The 17680-nt window shown below is 65.3% G+C and carries 12 protein-coding genes, 1 tRNA gene and 1 pseudogene; all 14 read right to left on the bottom strand.

The window, feature by feature from the left end; genetic code table 11:
• Positions 1–20: 20 nt before the first annotated feature.
• Positions 21–221 (bottom strand): annotated as a pseudogene (locus tag CEK68_RS13700) (GTP-binding protein); the annotation flags it as partial.
• A 90-nt stretch (positions 222–311) separates the two neighbouring features.
• Positions 312–2402: an elongation factor G gene (gene fusA / locus CEK68_RS13695; protein ID WP_010341333.1), complete on the bottom strand. Its 2091-nt coding sequence runs from the start codon at positions 2400–2402 to the stop codon at positions 312–314.
• A 138-nt stretch (positions 2403–2540) separates the two neighbouring features.
• Positions 2541–3008 carry a 30S ribosomal protein S7 gene (gene rpsG, locus CEK68_RS13690; protein WP_010341334.1) on the bottom strand — a complete coding sequence of 156 codons (468 nt, stop codon included), beginning with the start codon at positions 3006–3008 and terminating at the stop codon, positions 2541–2543.
• Positions 3009–3020: 12 nt separating this feature from the next.
• Positions 3021–3395 (bottom strand): 30S ribosomal protein S12, encoded by a 375-nt coding sequence (rpsL, locus tag CEK68_RS13685; RefSeq protein ID WP_003469157.1) that lies wholly within the window; start codon positions 3393–3395, stop codon positions 3021–3023.
• A 228-nt stretch (positions 3396–3623) separates the two neighbouring features.
• On the bottom strand, positions 3624–7841 hold the full coding sequence (gene rpoC / locus CEK68_RS13680; RefSeq protein ID WP_017908394.1) for a DNA-directed RNA polymerase subunit beta': 4218 nt from the start codon (positions 7839–7841) through the stop codon (positions 3624–3626).
• Between the two features lie 130 nt (positions 7842–7971).
• Positions 7972–12123 carry a DNA-directed RNA polymerase subunit beta gene (gene rpoB / locus CEK68_RS13675; RefSeq protein WP_017908393.1) on the bottom strand — a complete coding sequence of 1384 codons (4152 nt, stop codon included), beginning with the start codon at positions 12121–12123 and terminating at the stop codon, positions 7972–7974.
• Between the two features lie 304 nt (positions 12124–12427).
• Entirely contained in the window at positions 12428–12796 is a 369-nt protein-coding gene (gene rplL, locus CEK68_RS13670; RefSeq protein ID WP_010341338.1) for a 50S ribosomal protein L7/L12, read from the bottom strand.
• A gap of 63 nt (positions 12797–12859) precedes the next feature.
• Positions 12860–13402 carry a 50S ribosomal protein L10 gene (gene rplJ / locus CEK68_RS13665; RefSeq protein WP_010341340.1) on the bottom strand — a complete coding sequence of 181 codons (543 nt, stop codon included), beginning with the start codon at positions 13400–13402 and terminating at the stop codon, positions 12860–12862.
• A 481-nt stretch (positions 13403–13883) separates the two neighbouring features.
• Positions 13884–14582: a 50S ribosomal protein L1 gene (gene rplA / locus CEK68_RS13655; protein ID WP_017908392.1), complete on the bottom strand. Its 699-nt coding sequence runs from the start codon at positions 14580–14582 to the stop codon at positions 13884–13886.
• A gap of 3 nt (positions 14583–14585) precedes the next feature.
• Positions 14586–15014, bottom strand: a complete 429-nt coding sequence (gene rplK / locus CEK68_RS13650; protein WP_010341342.1) for a 50S ribosomal protein L11 — start codon at positions 15012–15014, stop codon at positions 14586–14588.
• A 205-nt stretch (positions 15015–15219) separates the two neighbouring features.
• Positions 15220–15777 (bottom strand): transcription termination/antitermination protein NusG, encoded by a 558-nt coding sequence (nusG, locus tag CEK68_RS13645; RefSeq protein ID WP_010341344.1) that lies wholly within the window; start codon positions 15775–15777, stop codon positions 15220–15222.
• Positions 15778–15790: 13 nt separating this feature from the next.
• Positions 15791–16204 (bottom strand): preprotein translocase subunit SecE, encoded by a 414-nt coding sequence (gene secE / locus CEK68_RS13640; protein WP_017908390.1) that lies wholly within the window; start codon positions 16202–16204, stop codon positions 15791–15793.
• A 50-nt stretch (positions 16205–16254) separates the two neighbouring features.
• A tRNA-Trp gene (locus tag CEK68_RS13635) sits at positions 16255–16330 on the bottom strand.
• Positions 16331–16495: 165 nt separating this feature from the next.
• The coding region (gene tuf / locus CEK68_RS13630) for an elongation factor Tu (RefSeq protein ID WP_017908427.1) at positions 16496–17680 on the bottom strand (1185 nt) is incomplete at its 5' end.

Below are 17680 nucleotides of genomic sequence, written 5' to 3'. Positions count from 1 at the left end.
TTCGGCGATGCTTACTCCGCGTGGGCGGTCGAGATCGTGATGCCGCGCGCCTTCTCTTCCGGCGCCGCGTCGATCGCGTCGTACGCCTTGAACTCGCCGCCGAAGCGCTCTGCGCCGATCTTGGTCAGCGCCGCGGTCAGCGTGGTCTTGCCGTGGTCGACGTGACCGATGGTGCCGACGTTGACGTGCGGCTTGGTGCGCTCGAACTTACCCTTTGCCATGTCTTCTCTACCTCGTGATTCGTATTGGGGGACGAGCGAGCGGGATGCGGCGCGGACCGGGTCCGCGGCACGCATCCCGTCGCTCTAATCTCAGTTCTTCTTGATGACCGAGTCGGCGATGTTGGCCGGCGCTTCGGCGTAGTGGTCGAACTCCATCGAGAAGGTGGCGCGACCCTGCGACATCGAGCGCAGCGTGGTGGCGTAGCCGAACATTTCGCCCAGCGGCACCATCGCGTTGATCACCTTGCCCGACGGGCTGTCGTCCTGACCCTGCAGGATGCCGCGACGACGGCTCACGTCGCCCATCACGTCGCCCAGGTAATCCTCCGGGGTGACGATCTCGACCTTCATGATCGGCTCCAGCAGCACCGGGTTGGCCTTGTTGAAGCCTTCCTTGAAGCCCATCGAGCCGGCGATCTTGAACGCCATTTCCGACGAGTCGACGTCATGGTACGAACCGTCGATCAGGCGCACCTTGACGTCCACGATCGGGTAGCCGGCCATCACGCCGTTGGCCACCGCTTCCTGGATGCCCTTGTCCACCGCCGGGATGTATTCCTTCGGCACCACGCCGCCGACGATCGCGTTCTCGAAGGTGTAGCCCTGGCCGCGTTCCTGCGGCTCGATCTCGAGCACGACGTGACCGTACTGGCCCTTACCGCCGGACTGACGCACGAACTTGCCTTCCTGCTTGACCGCCTTGCGGATGGTCTCGCGGTAGGCCACCTGCGGCTTGCCGACGTTGGCTTCGACGTTGAACTCGCGCTTCATGCGGTCGACGATGATTTCCAGGTGCAGCTCGCCCATGCCGCGGATGATGGTCTGGCCGGACTCTTCGTCGGTGTTGACGCGGAACGAGGGATCTTCCTGCGCCAGACGGCTCAGCGCGATGCCCATCTTTTCCTGGTCGGACTTGGTCTTCGGCTCGACCGCCATCGAGATCACCGGCTCCGGGAACACCATGCGCTCCAGGGTGATGATGTGGTCCTGCGCGCACAGCGTGTCGCCGGTGGTGACGTCCTTCAGGCCCACCGCCGCGGCGATGTCGCCCGCGCGCACTTCCTTGATCTCTTCGCGGTTGTTGGAGTGCATCTGCAGGATGCGACCCACGCGCTCCTTCTTCGACTTGACCGGGTTGTACACCTGGTCGCCGGAGTTCAGCGTGCCCGAGTAGACGCGGAAGAAGGTCAGCGAGCCGACGAACGGGTCGGTCATGATCTTGAACGCCAGCGCCGAGAACGGGGCGTTGTCGGTGGCCGGACGGCTGTCTTCCTTCTCGTCCTCGTCGATGCCCTTGACCGGCGGACGGTCGCTGGGCGACGGCAGCAGCTGGATCACGCCGTCGAGCATGGCCTGCACGCCCTTGTTCTTGAACGCGGTACCGCAGTACACCGGCACCACTTCCACCTTCAGGGTGCGCTCGCGCAGACCGCCCAGGATCTCGGCCTCGGACAGGTCGCCCTCGTTGAGGTACTTGTCCATCAGGTCTTCGTTGGCTTCGGCCGCGGCCTCGACCATGAACGCGCGCGCTTCGGTGGCCTTGTCGACCAGGTGCGCGGGGATGTCGCGGTATTCGAACACCGTGCCCTGCGAGGCGGTATCCCAGTGGATCGCCTTCATCTTGACCAGGTCGACCACGCCCTCGAAGCCGTCTTCGGCGCCGATCGGCACCTGCATCGGCACCGGGTAGGCGCCCAGGCGGGCCTTCAGTTGCTCGACGACCTTGTCGAAGTTGGCGCCGGTGCGGTCCATCTTGTTGACGAACGCCAGACGCGGCACCGCGTACTTGTTGGCCTGACGCCACACGGTCTCGGACTGCGGCTGCACGCCGCCGACCGCGCACAGCACGAACACCGCGCCGTCGAGCACGCGCAGCGAGCGCTCGACTTCGATGGTGAAGTCCACGTGCCCGGGGGTGTCGATGATGTTGAAGCGGTGCTGCGGCATGGACTTGTCCATGCCGGTCCAGAACGCGGTGGTGGCCGCGGAGGTGATCGTGATGCCACGCTCCTGCTCCTGCTCCATCCAGTCCATCGTCGCGGCACCGTCATGCACCTCGCCGATCTTGTGGCTGACGCCGGTGTAGAACAGGATGCGCTCGGAGGTGGTGGTCTTGCCGGCATCGATGTGAGCCATGATGCCGAAGTTGCGGTAACGCTCGATGGGAGTGGTACGGGCCACAGGGAGCCTCTCAAATTTCTTGGATTTCGGATGGCCGAACGCCGCCTTGCGGCGGCCTTCGGATTTGTGCCACGCGCAACGGCGCGGCTAGCGGCACTCAAATGGTGCCAGCGGGCCCCGTTTCCAAGGCCCGGAAGGTCACCAGCGGTAGTGCGCGAACGCCTTGTTCGCTTCCGCCATGCGGTGAGTCTCTTCGCGCTTCTTGATGGCGCCGCCACGGTTTTCCGAGGCATCGACCAGCTCGGCCGCGAGCTTGCGCGGCATCGAGTTCTCGCCGCGCTTGCGCGCCGAGTCGATCAGCCAGCGCATCGCCAGCGCCATGCGACGGGAGGAACGCACCTCGACCGGCACCTGGTAGGTGGCACCGCCGACGCGGCGGGACTTGACTTCGACCGCCGGAGCGACGTTGTCCAGCGCCTTCTGCACCAGCTCGATGGCGTTGGGGTTCTTCTCGCCGATCACGTCCATCGCGCCGTACACGATCTTTTCGGCGACCGACTTCTTGCCGCTCAGCATCACCATGTTGATGAAGCGGGCGATGGTTTCGCTCCCGTGCTTGGGATCCGGGAGAACGGCGCGCTGCGGCGTATTACCTTTACGAGACATGTGTACTTTCCCTTAGCTCTTCGGGCGCTTGGCGCCGTACTTGGAACGACCCTGGCGACGCTTGGCGACGCCGGCGGCGTCGAGCGAACCGCGCACGGTGTGGTAGCGCACGCCCGGCAGATCCTTGACGCGACCGCCGCGGATCAGGACCACGGAGTGCTCCTGCAGGTTGTGGCCTTCGCCGCCGATGTAGCTGATGACCTCTTCCTGGTTGGTCAGGCGCACCTTGGCGACCTTGCGCAGGGCCGAGTTCGGCTTCTTCGGGGTGGTGGTGTACACGCGCGTGCAGACGCCACGGCGCTGCGGGCACTTGTCCAGCGCCGGAGAGGCGCTCTTGTAGGTGGTCGCCTGCCGCGGCTTGCGGACCAGCTGGTTGATCGTCGCCATCAGTGGATTCTTCTGATTGAGGCCGTCGGGCCTGGATGCGTGAAAACGAAGGCAGGCCGAAGGACGGCCTGCCGAGACAGGAAAGTATAGCGGGCAAGTCAAAGCGCCGTCAACACAACGGAATTTTTACTTGCTGGCCCATCCGGGGCCGGAATACGGGGCGCTTCCGCTGCGCCCCCTTTCGCGTGGTAGACCGGCCCCGCGGGCGGGACCGGTCCGGCGTGTTGCTTACTCTTCGCTGCCGGCAGCCGCCGGGGCGGAGGTCTCGACCGCCGGCTCGGCGCTGCCGCCGGACAGGGTCTGCATCTCCGACTCGGTCAGACCGCTGGCGTTGCGGCGGCGCGTGTTGTGGTACGCCAGGCCGGTACCGGCCGGGATCAGGCGACCCACGATCACGTTTTCCTTCAGGCCGCGCAGCGTGTCGCTGGTGCCGCGGACCGCCGCCTCGGTGAGGACGCGGGTGGTCTCCTGGAACGACGCGGCCGAGATGAACGACTCGGTCGCCAGCGAGGCCTTGGTGATGCCCAGCAGCACCGGCTCGTACTTGGCCGGCAGTTCGTTGCGGGTCACCAGGCGGGCGTTCTCCTCGATGACGCGCTGGCGCTCGGCCTGCTCGCCGTTGAGGAACTTGCTGTTGCCCTGGTCGGTGATCTCGACCTTGCGCAGCATCTGCCGGGTGATGACCTCGATGTGCTTGTCGTTGATCTTCACGCCCTGCAGGCGGTACACGTCCTGGATTTCCTTGACCAGGTACGCGGCCAGCGGCTCGACGCCCAGCAGACGCAGGATGTCCTGCGGGCTCGGCTCGCCGTCCACCACGGTTTCGCCCTTGGCCACGTGCTCGCCTTCGAACACGATGATCTGGCGGTACTTCGGGATCAGCTCTTCGTGCTCCGACCCGTCGGTGTCCTTGATGATCAGGCGCTGCTTGCCCTTGGTGTCCTTGCCGAAGCTGATGATGCCCGAACGCTCGGCCAGGATCGCCGGATCCTTCGGCTTGCGCGCCTCGAACAGGTCGGCCACGCGCGGCAGACCACCGGTGATGTCGCGGGTCTTGGACGCTTCCTGCGGGATCTTGGCGACCACGTCGCCCACGCCGACCGGCGCGCCGTCCTGCAGGTTGACGATCGAGCGCGGCGGCAGCAGGTACTGCGCCGGCAGATCGGTGCCCGGGATGGTCAGGTCGTTGCCCTTGGCGTCGACGATGCGCACGATCGGGCGCAGGTCCTTGGCCTGGGTGCCGCGACGCTTCGGATCGGTGATCTCGCGCGAGGCCAGGCCGGTCAGTTCGTCGGTCTTCTCGATGACGGTGACGCCGTCGATGAAGTCGATGAAGCGGATGAAACCGGCCACTTCCGACACGATCGGGTGGTTGTGCGGATCCCAGTTCGCCACCGACTGGCCGGCCTTGACCGCGTCACCGTCCTTGGCGGTGATGGTGGCGCCGTACGGCAGCTTGTAGCGCTCGCGCTCGCGGCCGTGGCCGTCGAGCACCGACAGTTCGCCCGAACGCGACACCGCCACCAGCGAGCCGTTGGCGTGCTCGACCGACTTGAGGTTGTTGAACTTGATCGAACCGGTGGTCTTGACCGTGATGTTGTCCACCGCCGCCGCACGCGAGGCCGCGCCGCCGATGTGGAAGGTACGCATGGTCAGCTGGGTACCCGGCTCGCCGATCGACTGCGCGGCGATGACGCCGACCGCTTCGCCGATGTTGACCAGGTGGCCACGGGCCAGGTCGCGGCCGTAGCAGCGCGCGCACACGCCGAACGCCGATTCGCAGGTGATGGTCGAGCGGACCTTGACCGACTGCACGCCGGCCTCTTCCAGCTTGGCCACCCACTGCTCGTCGAGCAGGGTGTTGCGGGTGACGATCGGATCCTCGTCGTTGCCCGGCAGGAACACGTCCTCGGCCACCACGCGGCCGAGCACGCGGTCGCGCAAGGGCTCGACCACGTCGCCGCCTTCCACGATCGGGGTCATGGTCAGGCCGTCGGTGGTGCCGCAATCCGGCTCGGTGATCACCACGTCCTGCGCCACGTCGACCAGGCGACGGGTCAGGTAACCGGAGTTGGCGGTCTTCAGCGCGGTATCGGCCAGACCCTTACGGGCACCGTGGGTGGAGTTGAAGTACTCCTGCACGTTCAGGCCTTCGCGGAAGTTCGCCTTGATCGGCGTCTCGATGATCGAGCCGTCCGGGCGGGCCATCAGGCCGCGCATGCCGGCCAGCTGACGGATCTGCGCCTGCGAACCACGCGCGCCGGAGTCGGCCATGATGTACAGCGAGTTCATCGACTTCTGGTCGATGGTCTCGCCCTTGGCGTTGACCACCTTCTCGGTGCCGATGGTGTCCATCATCGCCTTGGCGATGCGCTCGTTGGTGCGCGACCAGATGTCCACGACCTTGTTGTAGCGCTCGCCGGCGGTGACCAGACCGGACTGGTACTGCTCCTGGATTTCCAGCACTTCCTGCTCGGCTTCGCCGAGGATGCCCTTCTTCTCCGACGGGATCAGCATGTCGTCGATGCCGATCGACACGCCGGCGCGGGTCGCGTAGGCGAAGCCGGTGTACATCAGCTTGTCGGCGAACACCACGCTGTCCTTCAGACCCAGCTGGCGGTAGCTGGAGTTGATCAGGCGGCTGATGTTCTTCTTGGTCAGCTCGGTGTTGGCCAGCGCGAACGGCAGGCCTTCCGGCAGGATCTCGGCCAGCAGCGCGCGCCCGATCGTGGTGTCCACGATCGAGGCCTTCTTGGTGCGGTTGCCATCCTCGTCGATCACCGTCTCGGTGATGCGGACCTTGACCTTGGCATGCAGTTCGACCGCACGGTTGTCGTAGGCGCGCTTCACTTCGGCGATGTTGGCGAAGACCATGCCCTCGCCCTTCTTGTTCTCGAGCGCGCGGGTCATGTAGTACAGACCCAGCACCACGTCCTGCGACGGCACGATGATCGGCTCGCCGTTGGCCGGCGACAGGATGTTGTTGGTGGACATCATCAGCGCGCGCGCTTCCAGCTGCGCTTCCAGCGACAGCGGCACGTGCACGGCCATCTGGTCACCGTCGAAGTCGGCGTTGAACGCGGTGCAGACCAGCGGGTGCAGCTGGATCGCCTTGCCTTCGATCAGCACCGGCTCGAACGCCTGGATGCCCAGACGGTGCAGGGTCGGCGCACGGTTCAGCAGCACCGGGTGCTCGCGGATCACCTCTTCCAGGATGTCCCAGACTTCGGCTTCTTCGCGCTCGACCAGCTTCTTGGCGGCCTTGATGGTGGTGGCCAGGCCGCGACGCTGCAGCTTGGCGAACACGAACGGCTTGAACAGCTCCAGCGCCATCTTCTTCGGCAGGCCGCACTCGTGCAGACGCAGGGTCGGGCCGACCACGATCACCGAACGGCCGGAGTAGTCCACGCGCTTGCCGAGCAGGTTCTGGCGGAACCGGCCCTGCTTGCCCTTGATCATGTCGGCCAGCGACTTCAGCGGGCGCTTGTTGGTGCCGGTGATGGCACGGCCGCGACGGCCGTTGTCCAGCAGCGCATCGACCGATTCCTGCAGCATGCGCTTTTCGTTGCGCACGATGATGTCCGGCGCGTTCAGCTCGAGCAGGCGGCGCAGGCGGTTGTTGCGGTTGATGACGCGGCGGTACAGATCGTTCAGATCGGACGTCGCGAAGCGGCCGCCGTCCAGCGGCACCAGCGGACGCAGATCCGGCGGCAGCACCGGCAGCACGGTCATCACCATCCACTCCGGACGGTTGCCGGACTCGATGAAGGCCTCGATCAGCTTGATGCGCTTGGTCAGACGCTTGAGCTTGGTTTCCGAACCGGTGCTGGCGATCTCTTCGCGCAGGCGGGTCATTTCCGACTGCAGGTCGATGGTGCGCAGCAGTTCGTACACGGCCTCGGCGCCCATGGCGGCGTCGAAGTCGTCGCCGTGCTCCTGGCGCGCGGTCAGGTACTGCTCTTCGGTCAGCAGCTGGCGGCGCTCCAGGGCGGTCAGGCCCGGCTCGGTCACCACGTAGGCTTCGAAGTACAGCACGCGCTCGATGTCGCGCAGGGTCATGTCCAGCATCAGGCCGATGCGCGACGGCAGCGACTTCAGGAACCAGATGTGCGCGACCGGCGAGGCCAGGTCGATGTGGCCCATGCGCTCGCGGCGCACCTTGGCCAGTGTCACTTCGGTGCCGCACTTCTCGCAGACCACGCCGCGGTGCTTCATGCGCTTGTACTTGCCGCACAGGCACTCGTAGTCCTTGATCGGACCGAAGATGGCGGCGCAGAACAGGCCGTCGCGCTCGGGCTTGAAGGTCCGGTAGTTGATGGTTTCCGGCTTCTTCACTTCGCCGAAGGACCACGAACGGATCAGGTCCGGCGAGGCCAGCGCGATCTTGATCGCGTCGAAGTCCAGCGTCTGGCGCTGCTGGTTGAAGAGGTTGAGCAGGTCTTTCATTTGATTTCTCCGGGAATCGGGAATAGCGAATAGGGAATCGTTGGAAGCGGAGAGGCGGGACAGGAAACGCCGGCGGCCTGTGGGCAAACGCCCGGGCGGTTTCCTAGTCCCGACTCCTCATTCCCTGCCCTCAGTCTTCCAGTTCCATGTTGATCGCCAGCGAGCGGATTTCCTTCACCAGCACGTTGAAGGACTCCGGCATGCCGGCGACCATCTCGTGCTCGCCGTCGACGATGTTCTTGTACATCTGGTTGCGGCCCTGCACGTCGTCGGACTTCACCGTCAGCATTTCCTGCAGGGTGTAGGCCGCGCCGTAGGCTTCCAGCGCCCAGACTTCCATTTCGCCGAAGCGCTGGCCGCCGAACTGCGCCTTGCCGCCCAGCGGCTGCTGGGTGACCAGCGAGTACGGGCCGGTGGAGCGCGCGTGCATCTTGTCGTCGACCAGGTGGTTCAGCTTCAGCATGTGCATGTAGCCCACCGTGGTATGGCGATCGAACGCCTCGCCGGTGCGGCCGTCGTACAGCTGGGTCTGGCCGCTGATCGGCAGGTCGGCGAGTTCGAGCATGTGCTTGATCTCGGCCTCGGTGGCACCGTCGAACACCGGGGTGGCCATCGGCACGCCGTCGGTCAGGTTCTTCGACAACGCCAGCAGCTCCGCGTCGCTGAACTGGTCCAGATCCACGCGATCCTCGCCCAGCTTTTGGTCGTGGTTGTAGATCTGCGCCAGGAACTTGCGCAGGTCGGCCACCTTGGCCTGGGCCTCGAGCATGTTCTGGATCTTGCGACCCAGGCCCTTGGCGGCCCAACCCAGGTGCACTTCCAGCACCTGACCGATGTTCATACGCGACGGCACGCCCAGCGGGTTCAGCACGATGTCCACGGTCTCGCCGTTGGCCATGTACGGCATGTCCTCGATCGGCTGGATCATCGACACGACACCCTTGTTGCCGTGGCGACCGGCCATCTTGTCGCCGGGCTGGATGCGGCGCTTCACCGCCAGGAACACCTTGACCATCTTCAGCACGCCTGGGGCGAGGTCGTCGCCGGCGGTGATCTTGCCGCGCTTGTCGGCGAAGCGACGCTCGAACTCCTTCTCGTGCGCCTGGATCTGCTTCTGCGCGCGCTCGATCGCCTCGGAGGCGTCCTCGTCCTTCATGCGCAGCGCGAACCAGTCGGACTTCTTCAGGCCGTCCAGGTAGGCGTCGCTGATGGTGTCGCCCTTCTTCAGGTTCGGACCGCCATTGGCGACCTTGCCGATCAGCTGGCCACGCAGACGCGCGTAGATCGCGCTCTCGAGGATGCGGAACTGGTCGTCGAAGTCCTTCTTGACCCGCTTGATCTCGTTTTCCTCGATCTGGCGGGCGCGCTTGTCCTTCTCGATGCCGTCGCGGGTGAACACCTGCACGTCGATGACGGTGCCGTCCATGCCCGGCGGCACGCGCAGCGAGCTGTCCTTCACGTCCGAGGCCTTCTCGCCGAAGATCGCGCGCAGCAGCTTCTCTTCCGGGGTCAGCTGGCTCTCGCCCTTCGGCGTGACCTTGCCGACCATGATGTCGCCGGCGCGCACTTCCGCACCGATGTACACCACGCCGCTCTCGTCCAGACGGTTCAGCGCCTGCTCGGACACGTTGGGGATGTCGGCGGAGATTTCCTCCGGTCCCAGCTTGGTGTCGCGCGCGACGCAGGTCAGCTCTTCGATGTGGATCGTGGTGTAGCGATCCTCTTCCACCACGCGCTCGGAGAGCAGGATGGAGTCTTCGAAGTTGTAGCCGTTCCACGGCATGAACGCGATCAGCATGTTCTGGCCCAGGGCCAGCTCGCCGATGTCGGTCGAGGGGCCATCGGCCAGCACATCGCCGCGCGCGATCACGTCGCCCACGTTCACCAGCGGACGCTGGTTGATGCAGGTGTTCTGGTTGGAACGGGTGTACTTGATCAGGTTGTAGATGTCGACGCCGGCGTCGGTGCCGCCGCCGATCTCGGCCTCGTTGACCTTGACCACGATGCGGCCGGCGTCGATCTGCTCGATCACGCCGCCACGGCGGGCGTTCACGGTCACGCCCGAGTCGCGCGCCACCGCGCGCTCGATGCCGGTACCGACCAGAGGCTTCTGCGCACGCAGCGTCGGCACGGCCTGGCGCTGCATGTTCGCGCCCATCAGCGCGCGGTTGGCGTCGTCGTGCTCCAGGAACGGCACCAGCGCGGCCGCGATCGACACGGTCTGCATCGGCGACACGTCCATGAAGTGCACTTCCGCCGGCGGCTTCAGCAGCGACTCGCCCTGGTAGCGGCACGGCACGAACTGCTCGGTCAGGCGGCTCTTGGCGTCGTGCAGCGCGTTGGCCTGGGCGATGACGTACTCGTTCTCTTCGATCGCCGACAGGTACTCGACTTCGTCGGTGATCTGGCCGTCCACGACCTTACGGTAGGGCGTCTCGAGGAAGCCGTACTGGTTGGTGCGGGCGTACACCGCCAGCGAGTTGATCAGGCCGATGTTCGGGCCTTCCGGCGTTTCGATGGTGCAGACGCGGCCGTAGTGGGTCGGATGCACGTCGCGCACTTCGAAGCCGGCGCGCTCGCGGGTCAGACCGCCCGGGCCCAGCGCGGAGACGCGACGCTTGTGCGTCACTTCCGACAGCGGGTTGTTCTGGTCCATGAACTGCGACAGCTGCGAGGAGCCGAAGAACTCCTTGATCGCGGCGGCCACCGGCTTGGCGTTGATCAGTTCCTGCGGGGTCAGGCCTTCGGACTCAGCCATCGACAGACGCTCCTTGACCGCGCGCTCGACGCGGACCAGGCCCACGCGGAACACGTTCTCGGCCATTTCGCCGACCGAACGCACGCGACGGTTGCCCAGGTGGTCGATGTCGTCGACCACGCCGCGGCCGTTGCGGATCTCGGTCAGGACCTTGATCACGTCCAGAATGTCGGAGCTGTCGGCGTGCTCGGCGACCAGTCGCTTGGACTCCTCGTCGTTGCGCTCGCCGAAGTACTTCTTGTCGTACAGCACCGACTCGCCGGTGACTTCCTTGCGGCCGACACGGCGGTTGAACTTCATGCGGCCGACCGTGGACAGGTCGTAGCGCTCGAAGGTGAAGAACAGGTTGTGGAACAGGTTTTGCGCGGCGTCCTTGGTCGGCGGCTCGCCCGGACGCATCATGCGGTAGATCTCGACCAGCGCCTCGAGCTGGGTCTTGGTCGGATCGATGCGCAGGGTGTTGGACAGGTACGGACCGCGATCCAGGTCGTTGACCCACAGCGTACCCACGGCGTCGACGCCGGCCTTGCGGAACGCGGTCAGCTGATCTTCGCTGATTTCGTCGTTGGCGCTGGCCAGCAGTTCGCCGGTCGAGGCATCGACCACGTCGTGCGACAGGATGCGGCCGACCAGGTACTCGTCGGGCACGGCCAGCGCGGCGATGCCGGAGGCCTCGAGCTGCTTGACGTGGCGCGCGGTGATGCGCTTGCCGGCTTCGACGATGACCTTGTCGCCGTCGGCCAGGTCGAAGTTCAGGGTCTCGCCGCGCAGGCGCTCGGGCACCAGCTCCAGCTGCACGCCTTCCTTCGGGTCGATGTGGAAGGTGTTGATCTCGAAGAACTCGGACAGCATCTCCTCGTTCGAGTAGCCGAGCGCGCGCAGCAGGATCGACACCGGCAGCTTGCGGCGGCGGTCGATACGGGTGAACAGCGCGTCCTTCGGGTCGAACTCGAAGTCCAGCCAGGAGCCGCGGTACGGGATGATGCGGGCGCTGTACAGCAGCTTGCCCGAGCTGTGGGTCTTGCCGCGGTCGTGGTCGAAGAACACGCCCGGCGAGCGGTGCAGCTGCGAGACGATGACGCGCTCGGTGCCGTTGACGATGAAGGTGCCGTTGTCGGTCATCAGCGGGATTTCGCCGAGGTAGACCTCCTGCTCCTTGACGTACTTGATCGCCTTGGTCGAGGACTCGCGGTCGTAGATCACCAGGCGCACGGTCACGCGCAGCGGCGCGCCGTAGCTCATGCCGCGCTGGCGGCATTCACGCTCGTCGAACACCGGTTCGCCGAGCTTGTAGCCGACGTACTCCAGCGCCGCGTTGCCGCTGTAGCTGGAGATCGGGAACACCGATTTCAGGGCCGCGTGCAGGCCGTGGTCCGAACGCTTGTTCGGGTCGGTGTTCTCCTGCAGGAATTCGCGGTAGGAATCCACCTGGATGGCGAGCAGGAACGGCACTTCGAGAATCGAGCGCTGCTTGCCGAAGTCCTTGCGGATACGCTTCTTTTCGGTGAACGAATAAGACGTCATGAGGTATCACCTTGGCTGATGCGGGCCACGCGTCCGCGGCCCTGAGTGAACATAAATTGTCAGTTGGAAGTCGCTGGTATTGCCGGCACCAGCACGCCTTCTCCCGCTACTTCCAACTACCAACTCGGTGGTGAAGCGGGGGACTGGAGAATGGAGAAAGGGGAATCGTGGAGCGCACGTAGCGTGGCTGTTCCGATTCTCCATTCCCGATTCCCGGTTCCCGCCTGAAACGGCCAAAGGCCGGGGGCTTTCGCCCCCAGCCTTCAGTGCATCGCCTTGAACGGCTGGCGATGCAAGGGACTGCTTACTTGACTTCGACCTTCGCGCCAGCGGCTTCCAGGTCCTTCTTGAACTTGTCGGCGTCTTCCTTCGACACGGCTTCCTTCAGGACGCCGCCGGCCTCGGTGAGGTCCTTGGCTTCCTTCAGGCCCAGGCCGGTGATGGCGCGGACGGCCTTGATGACGTCGACCTTCTTGGCGCCGGCGTCGATCAGGATGACGTTGAACTCGGTCTGCTCTTCGACCGGGGCGGCGGCCACGGCCGGACCGGCAGCGGCGACCGGGGCGGCGGCGGAGACGCCGAACTTGTCTTCGATGGCCTTGACCAGCTCCATCACTTCCATGAGGGTCTTTTCGGCGATTGCGTCGACGATCTGCTCGTTAGACAGGGACATTGTGATTACCTTTGGAATTTTTTCTGGATGAGGTTCTAGTGAACCGTTTCAGGTGTCGCGAACTTAAGCCGTTTCGGCCGGGGCTTCCGCTTCGGCGTCGGCGGGCGCGGCGTCGCCGCCACCCTGCTTGTCGCCCACGGCCTTGACCGCACGGGCGAACATGCTCGCCGGCTCGGCCAGGACGCGTGCCAGCATGGCCAGCGCCTGCTCGCGGGTCGGCAGCGACGCCAACACCTCGAGATGAGCGGCCGGATACAGCTGACCACCCAGCGACACGACCTTGGCCTGCAGCTTGTCGTTACCCTTGGCGAATTCCTTGATCAGACGACCGGCAGCGCCGGGTTCTTCCGTCGAGAACGCATACAGCAGCGGACCGACCAGCGCGTCCTGGACGCACTCGTATTCGGTACCGGCAACGGCACGCGCGGCCAGGGTGTTCTTGACAACACGCAAGTACACACCGGTTTCGCGCGCCTTCTTGCGCATCGCGGTCATTTGCGAGACCGTGATGCCGGCGTACTCGGCAGCAACCAAGGAGTGGGCCTTCGCGGCGACGTCGGCCAGTTCGGCGACGACTTCTTGCTTCTGGGACAGATTGAGAGCCATTGCACTCCTCCGTTAAAGCCGGGAGTTGAAATGCGCGACCTGGGATGCGTCAGGAGCGATACCACCGCTCTTGCCGATCCCCAATCCCGAATCCCGAATCCCTGCTTCAAACTTACTCCGCTCGCGGCTCCTGCCGCTTGCGGTCCTGGGCGGCCTCCATCCTGGATGCCGGGGATGCCGCATGGCATCCCAGTTGGTGGCCGTTCCAGACCTGGAGTGAGCGCGCCCGGAACACCGGGCTGGCCTGCACCAGAAAAACTCCAGAAAGGCGGCACCATCTACGCCGGCTGGCCCCGGGGGGCTGATTAAGCGATCCCGCTGTACCGACGGCGACTCCTTGCCGTGTCGAGCTTCCGTGCCCGTCGTCGGTGTGCGCAGACCGCGCCTGCGGTCTTTGACGGCTTCGCGTCGGGTTGCCCCGGGCGACGCCTTCAAAAGGGTGACACCGGCGCCGCACCTGACGGGCGGCGCCGTGTTGCGATTACTTCAGGGACAGCGAAGCCTGATCGATGGTGACGCCCGGACCCATGGTCGAGCTCACCGAGATCTTCTGCAGGTAGGTGCCCTTCGAGGTCGCCGGCTTGGCCTTGACCAGGTCCAGCAGCAGCGCCTGCAGGTTGCTCTTCAGCGCGTCGTCTTCGAAGCTGGCCTTGCCGATGGTGCAGTGGATGATGCCGGCCTTGTCGGTGCGGTAGCGCACCTGGCCCGACTTGGCGTTCTTGACCGCTTCGGCCGGGTTGGCGGACACGGTGCCGACCTTGGGGTTCGGCATCAGGCCGCGCGGGCCCAGCAGGGTGCCCAGCTTGCCGACGACGCGCATCGCGTCCGGGGTGGCGATGACCACGTCGTAGTTCAGGTCGCCGCCCTGCATCTTCTCGGCCAGGTCGTCCATGCCGACGGCGTCGGCACCGGCGGCCAGCGCCTCATCGGCCTTGGCGCCGGCGGGGGCGAACACGGCCACGCGCACGCTCTTGCCGGTACCGGCCGGCAGCACGGTGGAACCGCGCACCTGCTGGTCGGACTTCTTCGCGTCCACGCCCAGGCGCACGGCCACGTCGACGGCTTCGACGAACTTGGCCTTGCTGGTGGTCTTGACGATCTTCAACGCTTCGTCGATCGAATACGCCTTGCCCGGCTGCACGGCAGCACGGATCGCTTTCTGTCGCTTGGTCTGTGCCATTGCTTAACCCTCCACCGTCAGGCCCATGCTGCGGGCGGAACCCGCAATCGTGCGTACCGCCGCTTCCAGCTCCGCCGCCGTCAGGTCGGCTTCCTTCGCCTTGGCGATCTCTTCGAGCTGCTTGCGGGTCACCTTGCCCACCTTCTCGGTGTTCGGGCGCTTGGAGCCGGAGCTGACGCCCGCGGCCTTCTTCAGCAGCACGCTGGCCGGGGTGCTCTTGGTGACGAAGGTGAAGGTACGGTCCGAGTAGGCCGTGATGATGACCGGAGTCGGCAGGCCCGGCTCCAGCTTCTGCGTGGCGGCGTTGAACGCCTTGCAGAATTCCATGATGTTCAGACCGCGCTGACCCAGCGCAGGACCGACCGGCGGCGAGGGGTTGGCCTGACCGGCCTTCACCTGCAGCTTGATGTAACCGACGACTTTCTTTGCCATTTTAGTGTCTCCGGGTGCTAGCGCCTAAACCGCAGGCTCCCCATCGCGACGGGAAAATCACGTGTCCCGCCATCACGTTTTTGAAGTGCGCAGAAAGCCGCCTTGCGGCGGCTTCCGTTCTGCCCAGCGGCTTGCCTGGACAGGGAGCCGCGCAGTATAGCAGAGATTTTGGCGCCCGGCGCAGCCGCGCCGGAGCGGGGCGGGCTCAGGCCTTCTCGACCTGACCGAATTCCAGTTCCACCGGGGTGGAACGGCCGAAGATCAGCACCGCCACGCGCAGGCGGCTCTTCTCGTAGTTGACTTCCTCGACCACGCCGTTGAAGTCGTTGAACGGGCCGTCGGTGACACGGACCATCTGGCCCGGCTCGAACAGCACCTTCGGACGCGGCTTCTCCACGCCATCCTGAACGCGCTGCAGGATCGCATCGGCCTCTTCGTCGCGGATCGGCAGCGGACGATCGGCGGTACCGCCGATGAAGCCCATCACCTTCGGCGTTTCCTTGACCAGGTGCCAGCTTTCGTTGTCGATGCGCGGAATGCCGCCTTCGTCGTGGGTTTCGATCTGGACCAGCACGTAACCCGGGAAGAACTTGCGCTCGGAACGGCGCTTCTGGCCGGAGCGCATCTCGATCACTTCCTCGGTGGGCACCAGCACGTCACCGAAGCGCTCCTGCATCTCGTCACGCGCAATACGGTCGCGCAGCGCTTGGGCCACGGACTTCTCGAAGCCTGAATAGGCGTGAACGACATACCAACGCTTCACTGCTGCACTCTCCTCAACGGCTCACGAACCACTGCATCAGCTTCTGGATCAGGAAATCGAACCCGCCCAGCAACAGACTCAGAATGATCACCACCACGATCACCACCCAGGTGGTGCGGATGGCTTCCTGGCGGGTCGGCCACACCACCTTGCGCAGTTCGAAACGGGATTCGGACAGGAACTCGCGGCCTTCGCGACCCTTGGCGGTCAGCAGGAACACCGCGGCACCGGCGACCAGACCGGCCACCACCGCCAGTCCGCGCAGCGGACCGGACCAACTCCCCAGCTGTGCAGCACGGCTCGCATCGCCGAACCAGAACCAGACAAACAGGCCGGCGACCACCAGCAACGCAGCGATGACGTACTTGACGATATCGCCACCGACAGAGGCGGCGGGGCCTTTGGAATGCTCGATCTTGCTGTTCATCCGACTCTTGCTGCTATGCGACCGAGGTCACTGGATAGGGAGCGGCAGATTGGCACGCCAGGAGGGACTCGAACCCCCAACCTGCGGTTTTGGAGACCGCTGCTCTGCCAATTGAGCTACTGGCGTGTAGTAAGAACGACTGCACTTCCCTGAGACGGCGAAGGCGGACCGAAGGTTCCGGCCCGCCCTTCGCTGAACCCGACGGCCGTAGCCGCCTGCACCTCGTCGGATTCCGGCGACCGAGACCGCCATCCTGCCGTCGAGCCCGGCGGCCTTCGCCGCCGGAGGGCATTACTTGATGATCTTGGCCACCACGCCGGCGCCGACGGTGCGGCCGCCTTCGCGGATCGCGAAGCGCAGGCCTTCGTCCATCGCCACCGGGTTGATCAGCGTCACCACCATCTTGACGTTGTCGCCCGGCATCACCATCTCCACGCCTTCCGGCAGCTGCACCGCACCGGTGATGTCGGTGGTGCGGAAGTAGAACTGCGGACGGTAGCCCTTGAAGAACGGGGTGTGACGGCCGCCCTCGTCCTTCGACAGCACGTACACCTCGGCTTCGAACTCGGTGTGCGGCTTGATCGAACCCGGCTTGCACAGCACCTGGCCGCGCTCCACGTCGTCACGCTTGGTGCCGCGCAGCAGCAGGCCCGCGTTGTCGCCCGCCTGGCCCTGGTCCAGCAGCTTGCGGAACATTTCCACGCCGGTCACGGTGGTCTTCTGCGTCGCACGGATGCCGACGATTTCGATTTCGTCGCCCACCTTGATGATGCCGCGCTCGATACGACCGGTCACCACGGTGCCGCGGCCCGAGATCGAGAACACGTCTTCCACCGGCATCAGGAACGGCTTGTCCACGTCGCGCTGCGGCTCCGGGATGAACGAATCCAGCGCGTCCACCAGCTTCAGGATCGCCGGCACGCCGATCTCGCTCTGGTCGCCTTCCAGCGCCAGACGGGCCGAACCGTGGATGATCGGGGTGTCGTCGCCCGGGAAGTCGTACTTGCTCAGCAGCTCGCGCACTTCCATTTCGACCAGCTCGAGCAGCTCGGCGTCGTCGACCATGTCGGCCTTGTTCAGGAACACCACGATGTGCGGCACGCCGACCTGGCGCGACAGCAGGATGTGCTCGCGGGTCTGCGGCATCGGGCCGTCAGCGGCCGAGCACACCAGGATCGCGCCGTCCATCTGCGCCGCACCGGTGATCATGTTCTTGACGTAGTCCGCGTGACCCGGGCAATCCACGTGCGCGTAGTGGCGCGTCGGGGATTCGTATTCCACGTGGGCGGTCGAGATCGTGATGCCGCGCGCCTTCTCTTCCGGCGCCGCGTCGATCGCGTCGTACGCCTTGAACTCGCCGCCGAAGCGCTCTGCGCCGATCTTGGTCAGCGCCGCGGTCAGCGTGGTCTTGCCGTGGTCGACGTGACCGATGGTGCCGACGTTGACGTGCGGCTTGGTGCGCTCGAACTTACCCTT

Origin of the sequence: Xanthomonas sp. LMG 12461 (assembly GCF_009192935.1) — a bacterium.
GTDB lineage: Bacteria > Pseudomonadota > Gammaproteobacteria > Xanthomonadales > Xanthomonadaceae > Xanthomonas_A > Xanthomonas_A sontii.
The sequence above is the reverse complement of the archived record's forward strand: the minus strand, read 5'-3'. Positions and strand labels throughout refer to the sequence as shown.